Consider the following 19885-nt stretch of genomic DNA (forward strand, 5'->3'; position numbering starts at 1 on the left):
CTAGTTGTAACCGTGTTCGGCCGCGGGAAACGCGCCGCTACGTACGTCCGCGGCATAAGCGGCGATAGCCTCCTGCACCGAGCCGCGACCGGCGAGGAAATCCTTGCTGAACTTCGGACGCTTGCCGGGCGTAATGCCCAACATGTCGTAGATCACCAATACCTGGCCATCGCAATGCGGACCGGCGCCGATGCCGATGACCGGGATGCCAAGCGCTTGGGTGACGCGCTCGCCCAATGCGGTGGGCACGCCTTCCAGCACCAGGATATCGGCTCCCGCCTGCTGCACGGCCAGCGCTTCGCTCAGCACGCGCTCTGCCGCATCGTGCTCGCGCCCTTGCACCCGGTAGCCGCCGAATTTGTGCACGGACTGCGGTGTCAGACCCAGATGCGCGCAGACCGGAATCGCGCGCTCGGTCAATGCATGGATCGACTCGAGAATATGCGGCGCGGCACCTTCAATCTTCACCATCGCCGCGCCCGCTTCACCCACCAGGCGCGCACCCGCGTCCAGCACGTAGTCCAGATTGCGATCGGCCATGAACGGCATGTCGGTCACCAGCAACGTCGCCGACAAGCCGCGCGCCACCATGCTGGTGTGGTAGACCATGTGATCAAGCGTAACCGGCAACGTGCTGCGCTGGCCCTGCACCACCATGCCGAGCGAATCGCCGACCAGCGCGATGTCGACGCCGGCATGGTCCAGTTGCGCGGCAAAGCTCGCGTCGTAGGCGGTAAGCATGACGATCTTGCGCCCCTCGGCCTTCATCACGTGCAGGCTCGGCACGGTGACCGGCTTGCGGGCGGGGGCGCTGGCGTTTTCCACGTACACGGTGGATCCTTCGACTTTGCGGTGCACAATTATCCGGCGTGGGGCAGCCGGGGCTCAAGCCAAGGGTGTACAGCCATGTGTATCAACGGCTCGTAGAAGGTCCATCACCTTGCCCTGCCCCGGGATCACCAGCTCAGGCGCCACATCGTGCAACGGCAATAGCACAAAGGCGCGGTCGGCGATATGCGGATGGGGCAGGGTCAGGCGTTCGCTGCGCATGTGCGTACCCTCGACATGGAGAAGATCCAGATCGAGCGTGCGCGGCCCCCACCGCTCGCCATGGCGTTGGCGACCCGCGGCGCGCTCGATCGCCAGCAGGGCGTCGAGCAGATCATGCGGTTTCAATGCCGTTTCAAGCGCGACAACAGCATTGAGGAAATCGGGCTGATCGACCACGCCCCATGGCGGCGTACGGTAGAGCAGCGAACGCTCCAGCACTTGCGTATGCGGCAACGCCGCCAGCGCCTGGATGGCATCCATGAGATGTTGCCGCGAATCGCCCAGATTGCTGCCCAGCGCCACGTAAGCGCGCATCAGGCAGTCCCGGATTTTCCGGTAGTGGATTTGCGCCGGCGCTTGCGCTTGCGCGGCGCGCCGGCACGCACCGGTTCGAGCTCGCCCGTCGCCGTGGTCTGATGCAGCGGCAGCGCGTCAGCCAGTGTTTCGTGCGGCAGTTGCTGGGCATGCGCCCACCATTGCCCCAGATCACCAATCGCGGTGGATTCGGCCGCACGCAGCAGGAGAAAATCGAACGCAGCGCGAAAGCGGGGATGCGCAAGCAAGCGAAACACCTTCTTGCGCTGGATCTGCTCGAAACGCGGCTGCAACGACCAGATTTCTTCCATGGTGATGGTGAAACGACGTGGAATGGCCACGCGTTGGCACTGTTCGGCCACCACATGCGTGGCGGCGCGAGCCCATGCGTCGCCGGCATCTTTGCCATGCGTCACCCAGGTATGCGCAAGATCGCGCACTTCGCCCCATAACAACACGGCAAACAAGAATGCCGGCGTCACGGATTTGCCTTCGGCGACGCGCCCGTCGGTATTTTCCAGGCCGCTCTCGATCAACGAACGTAAAGCGCTGTCGCCGCGTTTAAGCGCGCGCGCCGTGGCCGGGAACATGAATTTGAGCAGCCCGCATTGTTCGAGCAATCGGAAGCTCTTCAAACCATGGCCGGCAAGAAACATCTTGAGCGATTCGTCGAACAACCTTGCCGGGGCGACCCCGCTCAGCAATGGCCCGAGTTCTGCAAATGGCGCGGAAGCGGACGGATCGATGCGGAAATCGAGCTTGGCCGCCAAGCGGACGGCGCGCAGCATACGCACGGGATCTTCGCGGTAGCGCGTGGCCGGATCGCCGATCAGGTGCAGCGCATGATCTTGCAGATCATGCATGCCGCCGACGTAGTCACGCACGGAAAAATCGCTGATGTCGTAGTACATGGCATTGACGCGAAAATCGCGCCGCAACGCGTCTTCCTCGATGGTGCCCCACACGTTGTCGCGTACGATGCGGCCATCGACGATGTGGCGATCGCCTTCGCCATCGTCCTCGCTGGCACCGCGGAAGGTCGCCACCTCGATAATCTCGTTGCCGTAAACCACGTGTGCGAGCCGGAAGCGGCGACCGATCAGGCGGCAATTGCGGAACAGCTTCTTGACGTCGTCCGGCGTTGCGTTGGTGGCGACGTCGAAGTCCTTGGGGTGGCCGCCCAAGAGCAGATCGCGCACGGCGCCACCGACCAGATAGGCGTTGTAGCCGGCGTCGTTCAGGCGATAAAGCACGCGCAAGGCAGCCTTGCTGATGTTCTTGCGCGAGATCGTGTGCTGCTCGCGCGTAATGATGCGCAAAGCAAGCCTGGCTTCGTTCCTGGTTGTGGGATTCAAGCGATCGAAATCCTTGCGGGTATCCAACTTCCGGATGGCATGGCCGAGTACGCCCGGCAGCCTCCGCCGACGAAAAACCGGTGGAAAGCATTGTCCTGCAAGCGTTTCAGCTGATGGAAGCTGCCGTCGGCAGGCGTTGCCGGACAAAACAATTCAGCTATACTACCGCGCCTCGCAACAATCCGCTCCCATCGTCTAGTGGCCTAGGACACCGCCCTCTCAAGGCGGGAACACGAGTTCGAACCTCGTTGGGAGCGCCACCGTCCCATTATGATCGGCTTTCCGATCCTTTAGCAGGCACACGGCAGCATGACCTTCGTCGTCACCGACAATTGCATCAAATGCAAATTCACCGATTGCGTCGAAGTTTGTCCCGTCGATGCATTCCACGAGGGCCCCAATTTTCTGGCGATCGATCCTGACGAGTGCATCGACTGCACCTTGTGCGAGCCCGAATGCCCGATCAACGCCATCTATCCGGAGGACGACGTTCCTGCCGGTCAGGAAGGCTTCACCGCGCTGAACAAAGAGCTCGCCAAGGCGTGGCCTGTGATCACCGTGCGCAAGGATGCCCTGCCTGACGCAAAGGAATGGGAGAACAAACCGGACAAGCTCAAACTGCTCGAGCGTTGAGCACTCAAACGATGCAATAAAAAACGCCGCTGGAGTCAGCGGCGTTTTTTTGTTTCTGCCTTGGGGTCAGTCGCAATGCTCAGCCCTTGCCACCCAGGCGCGACTTCAGGCTGTCGACCACTTTGGCGACGGCAGCCGCTTCACCCTGCGCGCGCACTTCGCTGGAACCCTGGCCGCTGCTGTTGATCGTGACCAGCACCGAACGCGGCGCAGTCGCCGTACCGCTGGAGCTGCTGCTCTTACCGAACATGCGACTGATGAAGCCGGGCTTTTCCGCCGGCTGATCGGACGCCATGACACTGAGGCTGTAGGTGTGAGCAGCATCATCATGGCTCTTGAGCGTGCCGATTTCACCGTTGCCCAGCGCCTCGCCCACACGGCGATAGGTTTCGTCCACGCTGTCGGCAAGGATGAAGCCGTCGGTGATCGTGCCCGCAACCTCACCCACGCGCGCCGTGGCGCCATTCGGGGATGGGCGGTTGGCACCCGCTGGCGGAATCACCAGTGCCGCGGTTGCATTGGGGGTATCCATGCCCGGGGGAATTTCCAGCGGTGACTGCTGCTTGGCCGTCTGCCAAGCCTTTTCGGAACGGAAGATACCGCAGCCAGAAAGCAGCAGGCCAGTGAAAACCAGGGCCGGCAGGGCGACGGCGAGGGAAAATTTCTTCATGTAGTTGGATTCCGTAGATGTTCCGAAGTTGAGTCGATCAAGCAGCATCCGCCAAGCATGCCAGAGTCGCCAAGGCCTTGCGTAGCTGCTCGCGTGCCGGGCCCTGCTCCAGTTCCACCAGCGGCAGGCGTGGCACCGCCGTACCCAGGCCCAGGTCCGGCAGACCGGCCTTCACCGCGATGGGGTTGGGCGCGCAGTTGAGCGCCTGCACCAGCGGTTCGAGCGCGGCATCGCAACGTGCGGTAGCGGCGCGATCACCCGCGGTGGCCGCATCGCACAATGCACGGAAAACCCTGGGCGCCAGGTTGGCTACGACCGAAATGACGCCGGCGGCGCCCGCCAGCATGGCCTGGGCCCCGCTGGCGTCGTCACCGGACAGATAGACGAAATCCGGCCGCACAAGTTCCGCGGTGCGCTGGATACGCTCGGCATCCCCACGCGCCTCCTTGATGCCGATGATCATCGGATGGTCGCGGAGCGTGGCCGTGGTGTCCGGCGCGATGTCGCAACTGGTGCGGGAAGGTACGTTGTAGAGCACTACCGGCAGGCCACCGTGCTCGGCCACCTCCAGGAAGTGACGGCGCAAGCCTTCCTGCGTCGGACGCACGTAATAAGGTGCGACGACCAGGGCGGCATCGGCACCCAGCGCGTGAGCGCGCCGCGTGGCGGCCAGGGTTTTGGCGGTACCTGCCTCACCCGTGCCGGCGATGACGGGAATACGGCCAGCAACATGCTCGACCGCAAAGGCCAGCAGACGGTCGTATTCGTCGTGTTCGAGCATGTGGGCCTCGCCGGTGGAACCGGCAACGACCACCGCCTGGGTGCCGCCCGCGATCTGGAAGTCGAGCAAACGGCCGAATGCCGCCATGTCGAGCGCCCCATCCGACGTGAATGGAGTAACCAGCGCGCAGACGCTTCCGTGAATCTTCATGGCGCGATCAGCACAAGATTTAAGACATGGCATCTTACTTGCGGGCTCGCGGGACGGGCAAGGGATGCTCTGGCTAATTCAGCGTAGGTGGCAGTGGTCTGTATGTGCGCAGGCCACAGGACCGGCGGTGAAGGCAGACTGGCTGTCTGTCGAGATGACGGGCCGATGGCATGCGCACATACAGAGCCGCTGACGCCTGCGTTGAATTAGCCAGATCATCCCCAGTAAGCTGGCGTATCGTTCGTCGTCATCCCGCACGACGCGGGGTCGCCACCATCCATGTCCACCAACCTTTTTTCCGCGCGATCCAGCAATGATCACCAACTGCTGATCCAGACGCTGACCCCGGCCACGCGTACCCCACTGCTTGCACTGGCCCGGCGCATCGCCGACGCCGGCTGCAATCTTTCCGATGCGCGCGTATCCACGATCGGCGCGGACACTTCGCTCACCCTCTTGGCCAGCGGCGCCTGGGATGCCGTGGCCAAGCTCGAAACGGCGCTCACCAAGCTGGCGCGTGAGGAAGAATTGCGCCTCACGCACTACCGCACCAGCTCGCGCGAACCCAGCGGCCATTTACTGCCCTACCTGGTGGAAGTGGTTTCCTCCGACCGTCCGGGCATCCTGGTGAAGATCGTGGATTTCTTCAGTCGCCACGACATCAGCGTGGAACAGCTGAGCTCGATGCGTTACCAGGCCATGCAGACGGGCGCCGCGATGTTCCAGGCGCAGTTCACGATTGGCGTACCGGATAAATTGCACATCGCCGCCTTGCGCGACGATTTCCTGGAGTTCTGCGATGGCTTGAACCTGGACGCCATCATGGATCCAGTGAAGTTCTAGCATGCTCCGCAAGAACTGATCTGACAAGGCTGTTTCCGTCACATCACACGCGCTAGTCTCCGTCCCAGCAGGTGCAATACCCAAGCTGGCTACTGGAGAGCCCATGCCCGAACTAGGCAAGAAAGTCCCCAAGCTGCAAGGCGCCATTGCCGATGGCAGTACGCTGAAACTCGATGCACTGAAAGGCCAATGGGTAGTGATTTACTTCTACCCCAAAGACAGCACCCCCGGGTGCACCAACGAAGCGAACGATTTTCGCGACCTCTATCCGAAATTCAAAAAGCGCCATGCCGAAATCATCGGCGTCTCGCGCGATTCGGTGAAATCCCACGCCAACTTCGCCACCAAGCAGGAGCTGCCCTTCCCGCTGGTCTCCGACCCCGACGAAACCTGGTGCAACACCTTCGATGTGATCCACGAAAAGGTGTTGTACGGGAAGCGTCACATGGGCGTGGTACGCAGTACTTTCCTGATCGACCCCGACGGCAAGCTCGCCGCGGAATGGCGGGGCGTGAAAGTGCCCGGCCATGCGCAGGCCGTGCTTGACGCCATCCCTGCCCGGTGATTTCTACGTACGTCTCCATCGCCAGCCACTACCTGACGCGACCCATCCACCTCCTGCCTCGTGAGGTTACTTCCGCATGACCGGAAGCAAGCGCATCTACGCTCTCGACACCAATGTGTTGTTGCATGATCCGACGTCACTGTTTCGCTTCGAGGAACACGACGTCTTTATCCCGATGACGGTTCTGGAGGAGTTGGACGAAAAGAAGAAAGGTGCATCGGAAGTTTCGCGCAATGGACGCCAGGTCAGCCGTTTTCTGAATGAACTGATCGAACGCGGCAATGGTCACGGCATTAGCAACGGCCTTGAATTGCAGAATCCCGAAGGCGTGTCGCTCAGACGTGGCGCTGCGGTAGGTCGCCTGTATTTCCAGCAGCGCACAACCAATGGGCATGGCAAGGCGGACAACCAGATCCTGTCCTCGGTCATCGAGCTAAAGGAGGAGAACCCTGGACGATCGGTGATCCTGGTTACCAAGGACATCAACCTGCGCATCAAAGCCAAGATCTACGGCATCGATGCGGAGGATTACGAGAACGACCGCGCACTGGACGATTTCGCCCTGCTCTACACGGGCTCGGCGGAACTGTCGGAAAATTTCTGGGATGGCCATCCGGAAGTGCAATCGTGGAACGAACGCGGGCGCACGTTCTACAAGCTCGATCGCCATGAAGATGAGGATTGGTATCCCAACCAATGCCTGTTCCTGCCCGGCGAAAACAGCGTGGAACTGCGCGTGCTGCACGTGGACGAAACACGCGCCACGCTGGTGCTGCTGGACGACCACAGCCACAGCAATCACAGCGTGTGGGGCATCGCTGCGCGCAATCGCGAGCAGAATTTCGCGCTCAACGCGCTGATGGATCCGGACGTCGATTTCGTCACCCTGCTCGGCACCGCCGGCACTGGCAAGACGCTGCTCGCGCTGGCTGCCGGTCTGGCGCAGGTGATGGATCAGCAGCGTTACCGCGAAATCATCATGACTCGCGCCACGGTATCGGTCGGCGAAGACATCGGCTTTCTGCCCGGCACCGAAGAAGAAAAGATGACCCCATGGATGGGCGCACTCACCGATAACCTCGAGGTGCTCGCCAATCCGGAAGAAGGTGGAAGCTGGGGCCGCCAGGCCACCAACGACCTGCTCGCTTCGCGCATCAAGATCCGCTCGCTGAACTTCATGCGTGGACGTACTTTCCTGTCGCGTTACCTCATCATCGACGAGGCCCAGAACCTCACGCCCAAGCAGATGAAAACGCTGATCACCCGCGCGGGCCCGGGTACCAAGATCGTGTGCCTGGGCAATGTGGAGCAGATCGATACGCCTTACTTGACCGAAACCACGTCGGGTTTGACGTATGCGGTCGACCGCTTCAAGCACTGGTCGCATTCGGCGCACATCACGCTGCGTCGTGGCGAGCGGTCGCGCTTGGCGGATTTTGCTTCAGAGGCCTTGTAGTCCAAAGAAGTCGCAGTCACTCCGAATGGCGGCACTAGCCTCACCGTCATTGCGGCGAAAGCCGGAATCCATCGCGCATTCGAAGCATGGATTCCGGCTTTCGCCGCAATGACGGTGAGGCGCGATGTAACGCCTTTTAGAAATGGAGCTTCAGACAAGCCATGGATCGGCGATTGCCTTGTGTCTACATACTTGCCAGCCGTAAAAGAGGCACGTTGTACGTTGGCGTGACTAGCGACCTGATCACACGCATCTGGCAACACAAAACCCGCGTTACGAAGTGTTTTACGAACCAGTACCATGCACATGTATTCGTCTGGTTTGAACTCCACGGCACCATGGAATCGGCCGTCCTCCGCGAAAAAGCCATCAAGAACTGGAAGCGCGAATGGAAAATCCGGTTGGTTGAAGACGGGAACCCTCAATGGGTCGACTTGTATCCCTCCTTGGTATAGATGGATTCCGGCCTTCGCCAGAATGACGAGCTAAACAGCGTGGCAATCTCCAAACAACCAGCTATCGCCCTCACCATCGCCGGCTCCGACTCCGGTGGTGGCGCGGGCATTCAAGCCGACCTGAAGACCTTTCATGCACACGGTGTGCACGGGCTTTCGGTCATCGCGGCGATTACATCGCAGAACACGCGTGGCGTGACGGCTGTACATCCCGTTCCCCTGGCGCACATTCGCAGCCAGCTCGATGCGGTGTTCGATGATTTTTCGGTCGCAGCCGTGAAAACCGGCATGCTGGGCAATGCCGCCACCGTGCGACTCGTGGCGAAGACGCTACGCAAACACAAGCCGGCATGGGTCGTGGTGGATCCGGTGATGATCTCGACCACCGGTTCGCGCCTGCTGGATGAGGACGCCGTCCAGGCAATGATCAACGAGCTGATTCCACTGGCTGACGTGCTGACGCCCAACCTGCCCGAAGCCGAAGCGCTGCTAGGTCGTCCGCTCAGCACGTCGAAACAACGGGCCGAGGCGGGTGCAGCGTTGCGCGCGCTCGGCGCCAAAAGCGTGCTTCTGAAAGGTGGGCATGGGCGAGGCAGTCAGGTGGTGGATCGCTATTTCGACGCCAAAGGGATGATCGATATCCGGCATGCCCGCCTTCCGTGCGAAGGCCACGGCACGGGCTGCACGCTGGCCTCTGCCGTCGCCGCAGAGCTGGCAACGGGTATCCTGCCCCGCCAGGCGGTGCGCCGAGCCATCGCTTACGTGCAACGCGCGTTGAAAAATGGCTATCGCCCGGGCGGCGGCACGTCTTACGTGCTCCGTCACTGACCGGGATTTGCCGTAAAATTGACCAGCGGCCTTGCGGCCCCCATATTCCCGGACACTGTCCCTGGCGCACCCGAGCCGCTCTTCACGATGGATCTTCTCAGTCCCCGCTTCATCATCCTTTATGTGCTGCTGGCCTTCGTGCTGTGCGTACTGCTGGTCCATCTGCGCGGACGCACGCGGTTGCGCTTCGATCGCCAATTGGTGGATCACTCCGCCGTGTTCGCACCGTACAACCTGCTGATGTACGCCTTCTCCGCCGTACCGGCGCGGCCCATCCTTGATCGTGAAGGTTTCCCGCAACTGGATTTGCTGCGCGATAACTGGCAGGCCATTCGCGAGGAAGCATTGCAATTGTTTGGCGACGGGCATATCCGTGCGGCCGAAAAGCACAACGACGCCAGTTTCAACAGTTTCTTCAAACAGGGCTGGAAGCGCTTCTATTTGAAATGGTATGGCGAACCGCTTGCATCGGCCGAAACGCTATGCCCGAAAACCGTGGCGCTGCTCAACTCGATCCCGAGCGTGAAGGCGGCCATGTTCGCCACCCTCGCGCCACACAGCAAACTCAATCCGCATCGCGATCCATTTGCCGGCTCACTGCGCTATCACCTGGGTCTGATTACACCCAACTCACGCGACTGCCGCATTTTCGTCGATGGTGAAGAGCACGCCTGGGGCGACGGCAAAGATGTGGTGTTCGACGAAACCTATATCCATTGGGTGGAAAACAAAACCAATCAGACGCGCGTGATTCTATTCGCCGATGTCGAGCGCCCGCTGCGCACGCGCCTGATGAGCGCGATCAACCATCGCGTTGGCGCATTCATGGGCAAGATCACCGCCTCGCCCAACACCGAGTCGCCGGAGGAAAAAACCGGCTTCGTCAACCGCGTGTTCGCGCTCAACCAGCGTGGACGCGAGCGCAGCCGTGCGTTCAAGAAAAAATATCCCAGGCTGTTCCGCACGGTGAAGTACATCGGCATGCTGATTTTCATCTGGCTGGTATTTCTCGCCCCCTGGCCGTTTGTGCACTGAGCTGTCACGTTTCGTGTAAGTGGCACGTCCTGGTCATGGGTTCTTACTGGACATGATCATGGACACGCACACCGAACTCTTCCAGAAGCACCGTCCGCGCCTGCTGGGCCTGGCTTATCGCATGCTCGGCACCCAGGCGGATGCCGAGGACGTGCTGCACGACGCCTGGCTGCGCTGGCATGCGCAGGATAAAGCCAGCCTGGATGATGCCGAAGCGTGGCTGGTCACGGTGACCACGCGCCTCGCATTGGACCGGCTGCGCCACGCCAAGGTCGAGCGTGAGCATTACACCGGCCCCTGGCTGCCTGAGCCGCTGATCGACTCGGACGCGCCACCGGACGTGCAGGCCGAGCAAGCCCAGACGCTCACGCTCTCCTTCCTGATGATGCTCGAACGGCTCAGCCCCGAAGAGCGCGCTGCCTTTTTGCTGCGCGAAGTCTTCGACTACAGCCATGCCGAAGCGGCGGCCATCCTCGATATTACGGAGGACGCCTGCCGTCAGCGCACGCATCGCGCCAAACAACGCCTGCGCGAGGAGCGCACGCGCTTTACCGCCAATGCGCAAACACAGCGGCGTCTGCTTGAGCGTTTCGCCCAGGCGCTCCAGCAACCTACCGAGGAAAACTTGCGCGCGCTGTTCGTCGAAGATGCCGTCCATATTTCCGACGGTGGCGGCGTAGTGACGGCAGCGTTGCGTCCTTTGCTGGGCAGCGAGCGCATCGCCCGCCTGTATCTGCAAGTGGCCAAGCACGAGCAGGGTCACCAGATGCACCGCGATGTGCGTATCTTGAACGGGGCGCCCGTGCTGCTGACCTGGGCGGATGGACAACTGGTTACCGCCTGCTGGATCGAATGCGACGGCGAGCGCATCGTCGCTGTGCACGCATTACGCAATCCGCAAAAACTGTCGCGCCTGGCCGCTGTCACGAACTCCCAAGGCAGCCCGTCCTTACATTGAACGGCCTATGCCGACAGCCCCACATGAGGACCCCAGCCATGTCACGTTTTTCCTATGAAACTTATCCCGAAGCCATGAAGCCACTGTTTGCGATGAAGGTGCATATCGACAAATCGGGCCTTGAGAAAAAACTGATGCATCTGGTCATGATGCGCGCATCGCAGCTCAACGGCTGCACGTATTGTATGGACATGCATAGCAAAGAGGCCCGTGCGGAGGGTGAAACCGAACAACGCCTTTATCTCTTGCAGGTTTGGCGCGAAGCACCGTTCTACACCGAACGCGAACGCGCCGCGCTGGCGTGGTGCGAGGCCGTGACGCGGCTCGATCCGGTGCACGGCGTAACGGACGAGATTTACGCTCAGGCAAGCGCGCAGTTCAGCGAACGTGAACTGATGGATCTGAATCTGTTGGTGATCATGATCAACGGCTGGAATCGCATCGCGATACCGTCGAGGAAAGCGCCGGATTATCAGCCGGTGGAACGCAAAGTCGCCTGATGGCGCGATTCCCTCTCCCCTTCATGGGGAGAGGGAATGAACGAAGCTCAGCCCTTCACGCGCTTGGCAATCGCCTCGCCAAAACTCTGCGTCGTGCCCTTGCCGCCCAGATCCGGCGTCACGTGCTCGCGATCGTTCTGCATGGTGTCGCGAATCGCCGCGCGCAGCTTCGTGCCTTTCTCCACCATGCCCAAATGATCGAGCATATCCGCCGCCGCCAGTAGCAGCGCGCACGGATTGGCGATGCCCTTGCCGGCGATATCCGGCGCAGAGCCATGCACGGCTTCGAAGATCGCCGCGTGCTCGCCGATGTTGTCGCCCGGGGCCAGCCCCAGGCCGCCGACCAGGCCAGCGCACAAGTCGGAGAGAATGTCGCCGAAGAGATTGGTCGTAACGATCACGTCGAACTGCTCCGGACGCATCACCAACTGCATGCAGGCGTTATCCACGATCATCTCGTTGAATTCGATCTGCGGATAATCCTTGGCGATCTCGCGCGCCACGTTGAGGAACAAACCCGACGCGGTCTTGATGATGTTGGCCTTGTGCACCGCCGTGACTTTCTTGCGGCCTTTCTTCACCGCCATCTCGAAGGCATAACGCACGATGCGCGCACAGCCCTTGCGCGTGACGCGGATCAGCGAGGTGGCCAGTTCACCGTCTTCGGACAATGTCTGACCTTCCGAAAGATAGGCACCTTCGGTGTTCTCACGCACGGTGATAATGTCGATGTTGTCAAAGCGTGCCTTGGTGCCGGGGAAGCTGATCGCCGGACGCACGTTGGCATACAGATCGAAGTGGCGACGCAGCGTCACGTTGATCGACGTGAAACCACCACCGACCGGCGTCGTCAGCGGCCCCTTGAGAGCCACCTTGTGCGTGCCGATGGCTTCCAGCGTGGCCTTGGGCAGCAGGTCGCCGTGCTTTTCGAGCGCGATCATGCCTGCTTCCACGGTGGCGTAAGTAAGGCCGCAGTCGAGTGCATCGAGCACGCGCAACGTGGCGGTCATGATCTCCGGGCCAATGCCATCGCCCGGGATCACCGCAATGGTCTTGCTCATGGGGGAAACTCCTTGGAATGAAGCAGAGAATACCGGCGCGCGGGGAAGGCGCCAGGTAAAAAGCGCTCAATTATCGCCGATGGCTGGGTTTACGAATAGTCCGAAGGACGGCCCGAACCGTTGCAAATGCTCGGATGGAGCGTTGCTTCAAATCGAAGGGCAACCCCCTCCCCAGGCGTTGCCACCACCTCAGACCCGTCGTCCCGACGAACGCCCCGGGCCCAGTGTCGTTAAGCCAGGAGGCGCGCAAGCCGCTGGGTCCGGGCACTCGCAGGGACGACGGTGAGGGGAAATTTAACGCGGGGTGTTCGTAGGAGACGGGCAGTTAGCTGTGCTCACCACAGCCCTCTGCCTTTTCCGCCACATCGCCCACTTCCAGCCGATCAAGAAAATCCACCGCTCTGCGCAGGTGCGGAATCACGATCGATCCGCCCACCACCAGCCCCACGCTAAACACTTCGAAAAACTCGTCGCGGCTCACACCCGCTTCCTTGCATTGCGCAACGTGATAGCTGATGCAGTCATCGCAACGCAGCACCATCGATGCAACCAGACCCAGCATCTCCTTGGTTTTCACGTCCAGCGCGCCGGCTTTGTAGGTTTGCGTGTCCAGCGCGAAAAAGCGGCGGACGACCTGGTTGTCCTCGGCTAGAATGCGCTCGTTCATGCGCTGGCGGAACGCGGTGAATTCGGCGAGGCGATCCTTTTCGGCGCTCATGCGGCCTCCAGCAACTGGGCGAGCTTGCCGCTGCGATCGGCCGCGACGAGATCGTCATAACCGCCCACGTGCTGATCGTTGACGAAGATCTGCGGCACCGTGCGACGGCCGCCGCTGCGCCGGAGCATGGTGTCGCGCTGCGCCGGATCGGTATCCACCCGCACCTCCTCCCACGCCAGGCCCTTGGCCTTCAGCAGGTTTTTGGCGGCCACGCAGTAAGGGCATACCGCGGTGGAATAAACTTCGATCTTAGGCATCGCGAAACTCCGAAATAACTTGCGCAGTAAATGGCGCCACGGCGGTCAAAAGCAAGCCGCTCAACGCTGAACTGCCACACTGTGGAACGGTCTGAGTGGTATTGTCGTTCATCTATGATCATGGCGCATCGACACTTCCGTAAACGCCTGCTGACCGTGCTGCTCAGTGCCAGCATGGTCCTGGCAGCTGGCGCCCAGGACAAGCCCGACGACGTCCGCCTACCCGACCTGGGCAGCTCGGCCAATGCGTTGATTTCGCCGCAGGAAGCGCAGGATTACGGCGCCATGATGCTGCAGCAGATGCGCGCGCTGGACATGGTGGTGAACGACCCGCTGCTGGACGACTACATCAACAATCTCGGCTTTCGCCTGGTCGCCAATTCGGCCAAGCCCAAGGACCACTTCGCGTTCTTCATCGCGAAGGATCCGGTCATCAACGCGTTTTCCGCACCGGGCGGCTATATCGGTATCGATTCCGGCCTGATCGTGATCACGCGCAACGAAGATGAGCTTGCGGCGGTGATGGCGCATGAAATCGGCCACATCACGCAAAACCATCTCCAGCGCGCCTACGAATCGGCGAAAAAGGACACCCCGCTGATGGCGTTGGTTGCGTTGGGCGCCGTCGCGGCGGGCGGTGCCGCGGGCGGACAGGCGGCGGCCGCCGCATTGCTCGGCGGCCAAGGCGCGATCATGCAAAAGGAAATCAATTTTACGCGCAAGGATGAAGCCGAAGCGGACCGCACTGGCATCGAGACCCTCTCCAAATCAGGCTTCGACCCCAACGCTATGGCCGATTTTTTCCAGCGGATGGAAGATGAAATGAGCGCCGATTCCGGCGGCATCCAAGTACCTTCCCTGCTGCAGGATCACCCGGTTACCGCCGAGCGCATCAGCGACGCCAAAGCACGCGCCAGCGCATTGATTGCCGCGCAAAAAAAGCAACCCAGCGGCAACCTGCTCAACAAAACCAGTTGGACGCAGCAAACGGCCCCCATCGCTTATGTGAAAGATCCGACCACCCTGCTTTCTGCACGTAACACCGATCCCTCCGGCCCCAGCACTTACTTGCTGATGCGCGAACGTGTGCGTGTGCTATCGGACGATCCGTACCGCATGGCCAACTATTACAGCAGCCTGCTGGCACGCAAGGACGGCCGCTACGACACACCGGAAAATCACTACGGCTACGCGTTGGCGCTCACCCGTAGCGGACAGGGTGCCAAGGCTGTCGCCCAACTCGGTCCGCTGCTGGATAAATACCCGGACAATCTGATCGTGCGTCTGGCCATGGCCGACGCGCGCCTGCAGGATGGCCAGCGCGCCGCCGCGCTGGATCTTTACGCCGCGCTCAATACCCAATCGCCGCGCAACAAGGCCATCGGCGTGGCCTATGCCAACGCGCTCAACCAAGGTGGCACCAAGACGCAGGCCGCCCAGGCGGCCGACATGCTGCGCCCGATGCTGGAAGACACCGACGAGCCGGATCTGTTCACCGCCTACGCCCGCGCCAGCGAACACGCCGGTGACACCGTGCGCGCCGGCGAGGCTTACGCGCAGGCCAGTTATCTGTCCGGACGTCCATTCGACGCCATGGAGCAGCTCAAGGCGTTGCTCAAGCGTGGCGACCTGGACTACTACGCCCGGGCGCGCATCCAGGCGCATATCGCCGAACTCACGCCATTGGTGATGGAACTGCGCAAACGGCGCATATCTACCGACGACAACCCGGATGGCACCAACCAGGGCCAACAGCAATTCGGGCCCGGCTGTACCGGCAAGCTCTGTTTCAGCGTGGGCAATGATGCGCTGAATTAAAACGCTCGCTTTACGGCTTTATGTCAAGGAATCGCAAGCCAAAATCCAACAAATGCACGCTTTCTCACGATTTGTCATTGCCGCGTAACATTTCACCGCTGCAATATTTGCGTCATAGGCCACCCACTGGACCTTAGCGTGCACAAACGCATCCTGATTGTTGAAGACGAAGCTTCCATCCGCGACATGGTCGCTTTCGCCCTGCGCAAGGCCGGCATGGATACCGCACAAGCGGCCGATGCACGGATGGCCCAGATGTCCATCGCCGAGCAAGTACCGGACCTGATCCTGCTGGACTGGATGCTGCCGGGCACCAGCGGCCTGGATCTGGCCCGCCGCCTGCGCAAGGAAGAACTCAGCCGCGAGATCCCCATCATCATGCTCACCGCGCGCGGCGAGGAAATGGACCGCGTGAACGGCCTGGAAGCCGGCGTGGACGATTACGTGGTCAAGCCTTTCTCCACCCGCGAACTGATCGCCCGCATCAAGGCCGTGCTCCGGCGCAGCCAGGGCGACGATGGTTCGGGCATGGTGGAACTGGGTCGCCTGCGCATCGATGGGCCGGCGCATCGCGTGTTCGCGGGCGACGAGCCGGTGCCGATCGGTCCCACCGAATACCGCCTGCTGTATTTCTTCATGACCCACCCGGAACGGGTTTACTCGCGCGCCCAGCTCCTGGACCATGTCTGGGGCGGCAGCGTGTACGTGGAAGAACGCACCGTGGATGTGCATATTCGCCGCCTGCGCAAGACGCTCGAGCCCTGGAAGCTCGAAGACATGGTGCAGACGGTAAGAGGGGCGGGTTATCGATTCTCGGCAAGTACCTGACGCGACGGTGGCCATGACACGCCCGGTCGAAAGCGCCTGGAGACGTCCTCTCGCGCTGGCCGGTGGCTTGCTCGTGGGCGCCTTCGGCGGCTGGCTGGTCGGCGGTCATGTAGCGACCGGTGTGGCCCTCGTCGCCCTGGCAGAAATTGTCTTGCTACTGACGCATTTACGTCACATCGCTAAGCCCATGATGAGCTTGCCTCCCACCCCGGCGGACAACCCCGCCGACCTCCGCCACGACCGATTCATGACGCGCTCCCGACGCCTAGCCGCCAACCTGCATGATTTACGCCGTGCCGCAGGCAACCTGCCGGACGCCATCGTGCTGCTCGATCAGGATCAGCACGTGCGCTGGTTCAACCATGCCGCGGAAAACCTGCTCGGCCTGCGCCGCCCGCAAGATCGTGGCGTGGTGTTGAAAGAAAAACTGCACAACTCCGAGCTGGCTGGCTGGCTGGAAGAACCCTCGCCCGAACCGCTCAACGACATCAGCGCACCCGGTGCACCGAGTCGCCACATCAATGTGACCTTGCTGCCGTTCGGGCCGCGCCAGCGTCTGCTGCTGGCGCGCGATATCAGCCACATGTCGCGGCTCGAGCAGATCCGCCGCGATTTCGTTGCCAACGTCTCGCACGAGTTGCGCACGCCGCTCACCGTCATCCACGGCTACCTCGAATTGCTCGATCCGGAAGACGTACCGCATCTGGCGCCCGTGCTCGGCGAAATGCGCGCACAATCCAAGCGCATGGGCCAGATCGTGGAAGACCTGCTCATGCTTTCCCGCCTGGAAACGCAGGACCACGTCAACGAAGAGCGGGTGCAGATGGCGCCGCTGCTCGCTACCTTGCGCAAAGAAGCCGAAGCCTTGAGCCAGGGACGCCACAGCATCACGGTCGAGAACGAAGCCAACGTCGACCTGCTTGGATCACCCAAGGATCTGCACAGCGCGTTTTCGAACCTGGTCAGCAATGCGGTGCGCTACACCCCAACCGGCGGACGCATCACAGTCCGCTGGGAGCGCACGGCCGATGGCGCCAACTATTCGGTCACCGACACCGGCTATGGTATTCCCGCCGATCATCTGTCCCGCCTCACCGAGCGCTTCTATCGCGTGTCCTCCAGCCGCTCACGCGACAGCGGCGGCACCGGGCTGGGCCTTTCCATCGTCAAGCACGTGCTCGGCCTGCACCAGGCGCGGCTGGATGTGCGCAGCACGCCCGGACGGGGCTCCACCTTCACCTGCTGCTTCGATCGCGAGCGGTTGATGGCGCCTGAAACGCACGACTCCAAAATAGGCGAATAGCCCCGCACCCCACCAGGGGCAGAAAAAGCGGGCGCGTATTACAAAACGTTGAACGGCCTCTGACAGACGCATAGGCGCGGCGCCGTTGATGAGTAAGAATGAACGAATGCCCCGCCGCCCAGCCAGCCAACCTGCCGTCAACGATAGCCCCAAGCCCGAGCTGTTCCTGAGCCGTGAGCTTGCCACGCTCGAATTCAACTTCCGGGTACTCGCCCAGGCACGCGACACCAGCATGCCGCTGCTCGAACGCCTGCGTTACCTGAGCATCGTCGCCAACAACCTCGATGAATTCTTCGAGGTACGCGTGGCGATGCTCAAACATCATCACCAGTTCGGTTCGGCCGCCCCGGGACCTGACGGTATCGCTTCCGGCGAACTGCTGGCACGCATCCGCGAGCGCGTGCTTGACCTGGTCAGTGCGCAGTACACCACCTGGCAGGATGAGCTCGGTCCTGCGCTGGCTGCCGAAAGCATCCATTTCCTCACCCGCAAGCAATGGACACCGCGCCAGCGCCGCTGGTTACATGGTTACTTCGAAAACGAAGTGCTGCCGGTGCTTTCCCCGTTGGGTTTGGATCCTGCGCATCCGTTTCCACGCATTCTCAACAAGACCTTGAACATCGCCGTGGTGCTGCAAGGACGCGATGCGTTCGGGCACGAAGGCCACATGGCATTGGTGCGTGCACCGCGCTCGCTGCCGCGCATCATCCGCATTCCCAACGAGGTAAGCGGTGCGGGGGATCACTACGTATTCCTGGCCGAGCTGCTGCAGGCGTTCGTGGACATGATGTTCCCCGGCTTCAAGGTCGCCGGCTCCTATCAATTCCGCGTCACCCGCAACAGCGAACTGATCGTGGAGGAAGAAGAAGTCGACAACCTCGCACGCGCGCTCGCCGAAGAACTGCACGGCCGCGGTTATGCACGCCCGGTGCGGCTGGAGATCGGCGCCGATTGCCCGCAAGCGATCGTGTCGATGCTGATCGACAACTTCGAACTGGAAGAAACCGACGTCTACCGCTGTAACGGTCCCGTCAACATCATCCGCGCCGGTCTTGTCTACGACGACCTCGACCGGCCGGCGCTGAAGTTTCCACGCTTCACTTCAGCCATGCCGGCGCCATTGGCCGTCAATGGCCGAACGATTTTCGACGTGCTCGGCCAGCGCGACATCCTGCTGCATCATCCGTACGAATCCTTCAACGCCGTGGTCGACTTGCTGCGCGAGGCCGTGCAAGACCCTGACGTGCTCGCGATCAAGCAAACCCTCTACCGCGCCGGCAAGGACACGCCGCTGGTGGATCTGCTGGTGGAAGCGGCGCGCACTGGCAAGGATGTGACGGTGGTGATCGAGCTGCGCGCACGCTTCGATGAAGAAGCCAACATCCGCTTCGCCACCCGCCTGCAGGAAGCCGGCGTGCAGGTGGTGTACGGCGTGGTGGGCTTCAAGACGCACGCCAAGATGATGTTGATCGTGCGGCGCGAGAACGGCCATCTGCGTCGCTATGGGCACTTGTCCACCGGCAACTACCACCAGGCCAACAGCCGCTTGTATACCGATATCGGGCTGATGACGGCCAACCCGGATATCGGCGAAGACCTGCACAAGATCTTCCAGCAATTGTCCGGCCTTGGCCCCTTTATCAACCTCAAGCGCCTGCTGCACTCCCCCTTCACGCTGTACAAGAGCGTGGTGGAAAAAATCGAGCGCGAAATCACGCACGCACGCAATGGTCGCCCCGCACGCATTGTCGCCAAGCTCAACGCGATGAACGAAGCGCACGTGATCGAAGCGCTTTACGCCGCCTCGCAGGCGGGCGTGGAAATCGATCTTATCGTGCGCGGCGCATGCACCCTGCGCCCGGGTTTGCCGGGCATTTCCGAACGCATTCGCGTGCGCTCGATCGTCGGACGCTTTCTGGAGCACAGCCGCGTGTACTGGTTCGCCAACGATGGCGCACCGGAGATTTACTGCGCCAGCGCCGATTGGATGGAACGCAATCTGATGCGCCGCATCGAAGTGGCATTTCCGATTCTCGATCCAGAGCTCGCGACGCGCGTGTACGAGGAAACGTTGGCCAATTACCTGGCTGACAATACGCAAGCGTGGCTGCTCGATAGCAACGGTCGTTATACGCACGCCATGTCCGGGCAGGAACAGCCACACTCTGCACAGCTCACGTTGCTCGCACAGCTGTGCAGCTCGCCTGTGCCGCTGGTGCGGCCCCAGCTTCCTACGTCGCTTCGAGAGGAAGGCTGATGTTGGCTGAGCGGGTATCGGGCGCGTTTGTGTATTTCGTAATATCTAC

21 protein-coding genes and 1 tRNA gene are annotated in these 19885 nt (G+C 61.5%); 14 read left to right on the forward strand and 8 right to left on the reverse strand.

From position 1 onward, the window contains the following. The 3 genes from panB to pcnB are packed head-to-tail and all read right to left on the reverse strand — an operon-like array spanning position 1 to position 2720. Positions 1 to 831, reverse strand: coding sequence for a 3-methyl-2-oxobutanoate hydroxymethyltransferase (gene panB / locus DWU98_RS20730; protein WP_115497512.1), 831 nt, complete (start codon positions 829 to 831; stop codon positions 1 to 3). A gap of 54 nt (positions 832 to 885) precedes the next feature. Then, entirely contained in the window at positions 886 to 1368 is a 483-nt protein-coding gene (gene folK, locus DWU98_RS20735) for a 2-amino-4-hydroxy-6-hydroxymethyldihydropteridine diphosphokinase (RefSeq protein WP_115497494.1), read from the reverse strand. Continuing rightward, a complete protein-coding gene (pcnB, locus tag DWU98_RS20740) occupies positions 1365 to 2720 on the reverse strand; it encodes a polynucleotide adenylyltransferase PcnB (protein WP_115497513.1) in 1356 nt (451 codons plus the stop codon). The genes folK and pcnB overlap by 4 nt, the downstream gene beginning before the upstream one ends. A 184-nt stretch (positions 2721 to 2904) precedes the next feature. Here pcnB and DWU98_RS20745 point away from each other — a divergent pair. After that, positions 2905 to 2980 (forward strand) — tRNA-Glu (locus tag DWU98_RS20745). Between the two features lie 49 nt (positions 2981 to 3029). Beyond that, the gene (gene fdxA, locus DWU98_RS20750; RefSeq protein ID WP_115497495.1) at positions 3030 to 3353 is read left to right on the forward strand and encodes a ferredoxin FdxA; all 324 of its coding nucleotides are present in this window, start codon (positions 3030 to 3032) and stop codon (positions 3351 to 3353) included. 79 nt (positions 3354 to 3432) lie between these two features. Here fdxA and DWU98_RS20755 read toward each other — a convergent pair whose 3' ends face one another. Together DWU98_RS20755 and dapA are read right to left on the reverse strand one after the other, a co-directional pair. Beyond that, positions 3433 to 4023: a hypothetical protein gene (locus DWU98_RS20755; RefSeq protein ID WP_115497514.1), complete on the reverse strand. Its 591-nt coding sequence runs from the start codon at positions 4021 to 4023 to the stop codon at positions 3433 to 3435. Positions 4024 to 4060: 37 nt separating this feature from the next. Beyond that, entirely contained in the window at positions 4061 to 4954 is an 894-nt protein-coding gene (dapA, locus tag DWU98_RS20760) for a 4-hydroxy-tetrahydrodipicolinate synthase (protein WP_115497496.1), read from the reverse strand. 279 nt (positions 4955 to 5233) lie between these two features. On the opposite strand from dapA, the gene DWU98_RS20765 reads away from it, so the two are divergent. The 8 genes from DWU98_RS20765 to DWU98_RS20800 all read left to right on the forward strand — a co-directional run bounded on the left by DWU98_RS20765 (position 5234) and on the right by DWU98_RS20800 (position 11594). Beyond that, positions 5234 to 5797, forward strand: coding sequence for a glycine cleavage system transcriptional repressor (locus DWU98_RS20765; RefSeq protein WP_196239558.1), 564 nt, complete (start codon positions 5234 to 5236; stop codon positions 5795 to 5797). Positions 5798 to 5900: 103 nt separating this feature from the next. Further along, complete coding sequence (locus tag DWU98_RS20770) at positions 5901 to 6362, forward strand: peroxiredoxin (protein ID WP_115497497.1); 462 nt, start codon at positions 5901 to 5903, stop codon at positions 6360 to 6362. A gap of 76 nt (positions 6363 to 6438) precedes the next feature. After that, the gene (locus DWU98_RS20775; protein ID WP_115497498.1) at positions 6439 to 7818 is read left to right on the forward strand and encodes a PhoH family protein; all 1380 of its coding nucleotides are present in this window, start codon (positions 6439 to 6441) and stop codon (positions 7816 to 7818) included. Between the two features lie 161 nt (positions 7819 to 7979). After that, positions 7980 to 8273, forward strand: coding sequence for a GIY-YIG nuclease family protein (locus DWU98_RS20780; protein WP_115497499.1), 294 nt, complete (start codon positions 7980 to 7982; stop codon positions 8271 to 8273). Between the two features lie 45 nt (positions 8274 to 8318). Beyond that, positions 8319 to 9101, forward strand: coding sequence for a bifunctional hydroxymethylpyrimidine kinase/phosphomethylpyrimidine kinase (gene thiD / locus DWU98_RS20785; protein ID WP_230474978.1), 783 nt, complete (start codon positions 8319 to 8321; stop codon positions 9099 to 9101). A 111-nt stretch (positions 9102 to 9212) separates the two neighbouring features. Then, a complete protein-coding gene (locus DWU98_RS20790; RefSeq protein WP_329955413.1) occupies positions 9213 to 10136 on the forward strand; it encodes an aspartyl/asparaginyl beta-hydroxylase domain-containing protein in 924 nt (307 codons plus the stop codon). 58 nt (positions 10137 to 10194) lie between these two features. Beyond that, positions 10195 to 11094, forward strand: a complete 900-nt coding sequence (gene sigJ / locus DWU98_RS20795; RefSeq protein WP_115497516.1) for an RNA polymerase sigma factor SigJ — start codon at positions 10195 to 10197, stop codon at positions 11092 to 11094. A 38-nt stretch (positions 11095 to 11132) separates the two neighbouring features. Further along, positions 11133 to 11594 carry a carboxymuconolactone decarboxylase family protein gene (locus tag DWU98_RS20800; protein ID WP_115497502.1) on the forward strand — a complete coding sequence of 154 codons (462 nt, stop codon included), beginning with the start codon at positions 11133 to 11135 and terminating at the stop codon, positions 11592 to 11594. Between the two features lie 47 nt (positions 11595 to 11641). On the opposite strand, the gene DWU98_RS20805 is transcribed toward DWU98_RS20800, so the two are convergent. From DWU98_RS20805 to grxC, 3 genes are all read right to left on the reverse strand, one after another. Next, on the reverse strand, positions 11642 to 12655 hold the full coding sequence (locus DWU98_RS20805; RefSeq protein ID WP_115497503.1) for an isocitrate dehydrogenase: 1014 nt from the start codon (positions 12653 to 12655) through the stop codon (positions 11642 to 11644). A gap of 325 nt (positions 12656 to 12980) precedes the next feature. Further along, on the reverse strand, positions 12981 to 13373 hold the full coding sequence (locus DWU98_RS20810) for a carboxymuconolactone decarboxylase family protein (protein WP_115497504.1): 393 nt from the start codon (positions 13371 to 13373) through the stop codon (positions 12981 to 12983). Next, positions 13370 to 13630: a glutaredoxin 3 gene (gene grxC / locus DWU98_RS20815; protein ID WP_115497505.1), complete on the reverse strand. Its 261-nt coding sequence runs from the start codon at positions 13628 to 13630 to the stop codon at positions 13370 to 13372. The genes DWU98_RS20810 and grxC overlap by 4 nt, the downstream gene beginning before the upstream one ends. Positions 13631 to 13750: 120 nt before the next feature. Here grxC and DWU98_RS20820 point away from each other — a divergent pair, with 120 nt between their 5' ends. The 4 genes from DWU98_RS20820 (at position 13751) to ppk1 (ending at position 19836) form a co-directional block, all read left to right on the forward strand. After that, a complete protein-coding gene (locus DWU98_RS20820) occupies positions 13751 to 15448 on the forward strand; it encodes a M48 family metalloprotease (protein ID WP_425480255.1) in 1698 nt (565 codons plus the stop codon). Positions 15449 to 15586: 138 nt separating this feature from the next. Continuing rightward, positions 15587 to 16276, forward strand: a complete 690-nt coding sequence (gene phoB, locus DWU98_RS20825) for a phosphate regulon transcriptional regulator PhoB (protein WP_115497507.1) — start codon at positions 15587 to 15589, stop codon at positions 16274 to 16276. Positions 16277 to 16289: 13 nt separating this feature from the next. Further along, the gene (phoR, locus tag DWU98_RS20830) at positions 16290 to 17579 is read left to right on the forward strand and encodes a phosphate regulon sensor histidine kinase PhoR (protein ID WP_115497508.1); all 1290 of its coding nucleotides are present in this window, start codon (positions 16290 to 16292) and stop codon (positions 17577 to 17579) included. Positions 17580 to 17667: 88 nt separating this feature from the next. Continuing rightward, the gene (gene ppk1, locus DWU98_RS20835) at positions 17668 to 19836 is read left to right on the forward strand and encodes a polyphosphate kinase 1 (RefSeq protein ID WP_115497509.1); all 2169 of its coding nucleotides are present in this window, start codon (positions 17668 to 17670) and stop codon (positions 19834 to 19836) included. The last annotated feature ends 49 nt before the right edge of the window (positions 19837 to 19885 follow it).

Origin of the sequence: Dyella monticola, assembly GCF_003363155.1 — a bacterium.
GTDB classification, from domain to species: domain Bacteria; phylum Pseudomonadota; class Gammaproteobacteria; order Xanthomonadales; family Rhodanobacteraceae; genus Dyella_B; species Dyella_B monticola.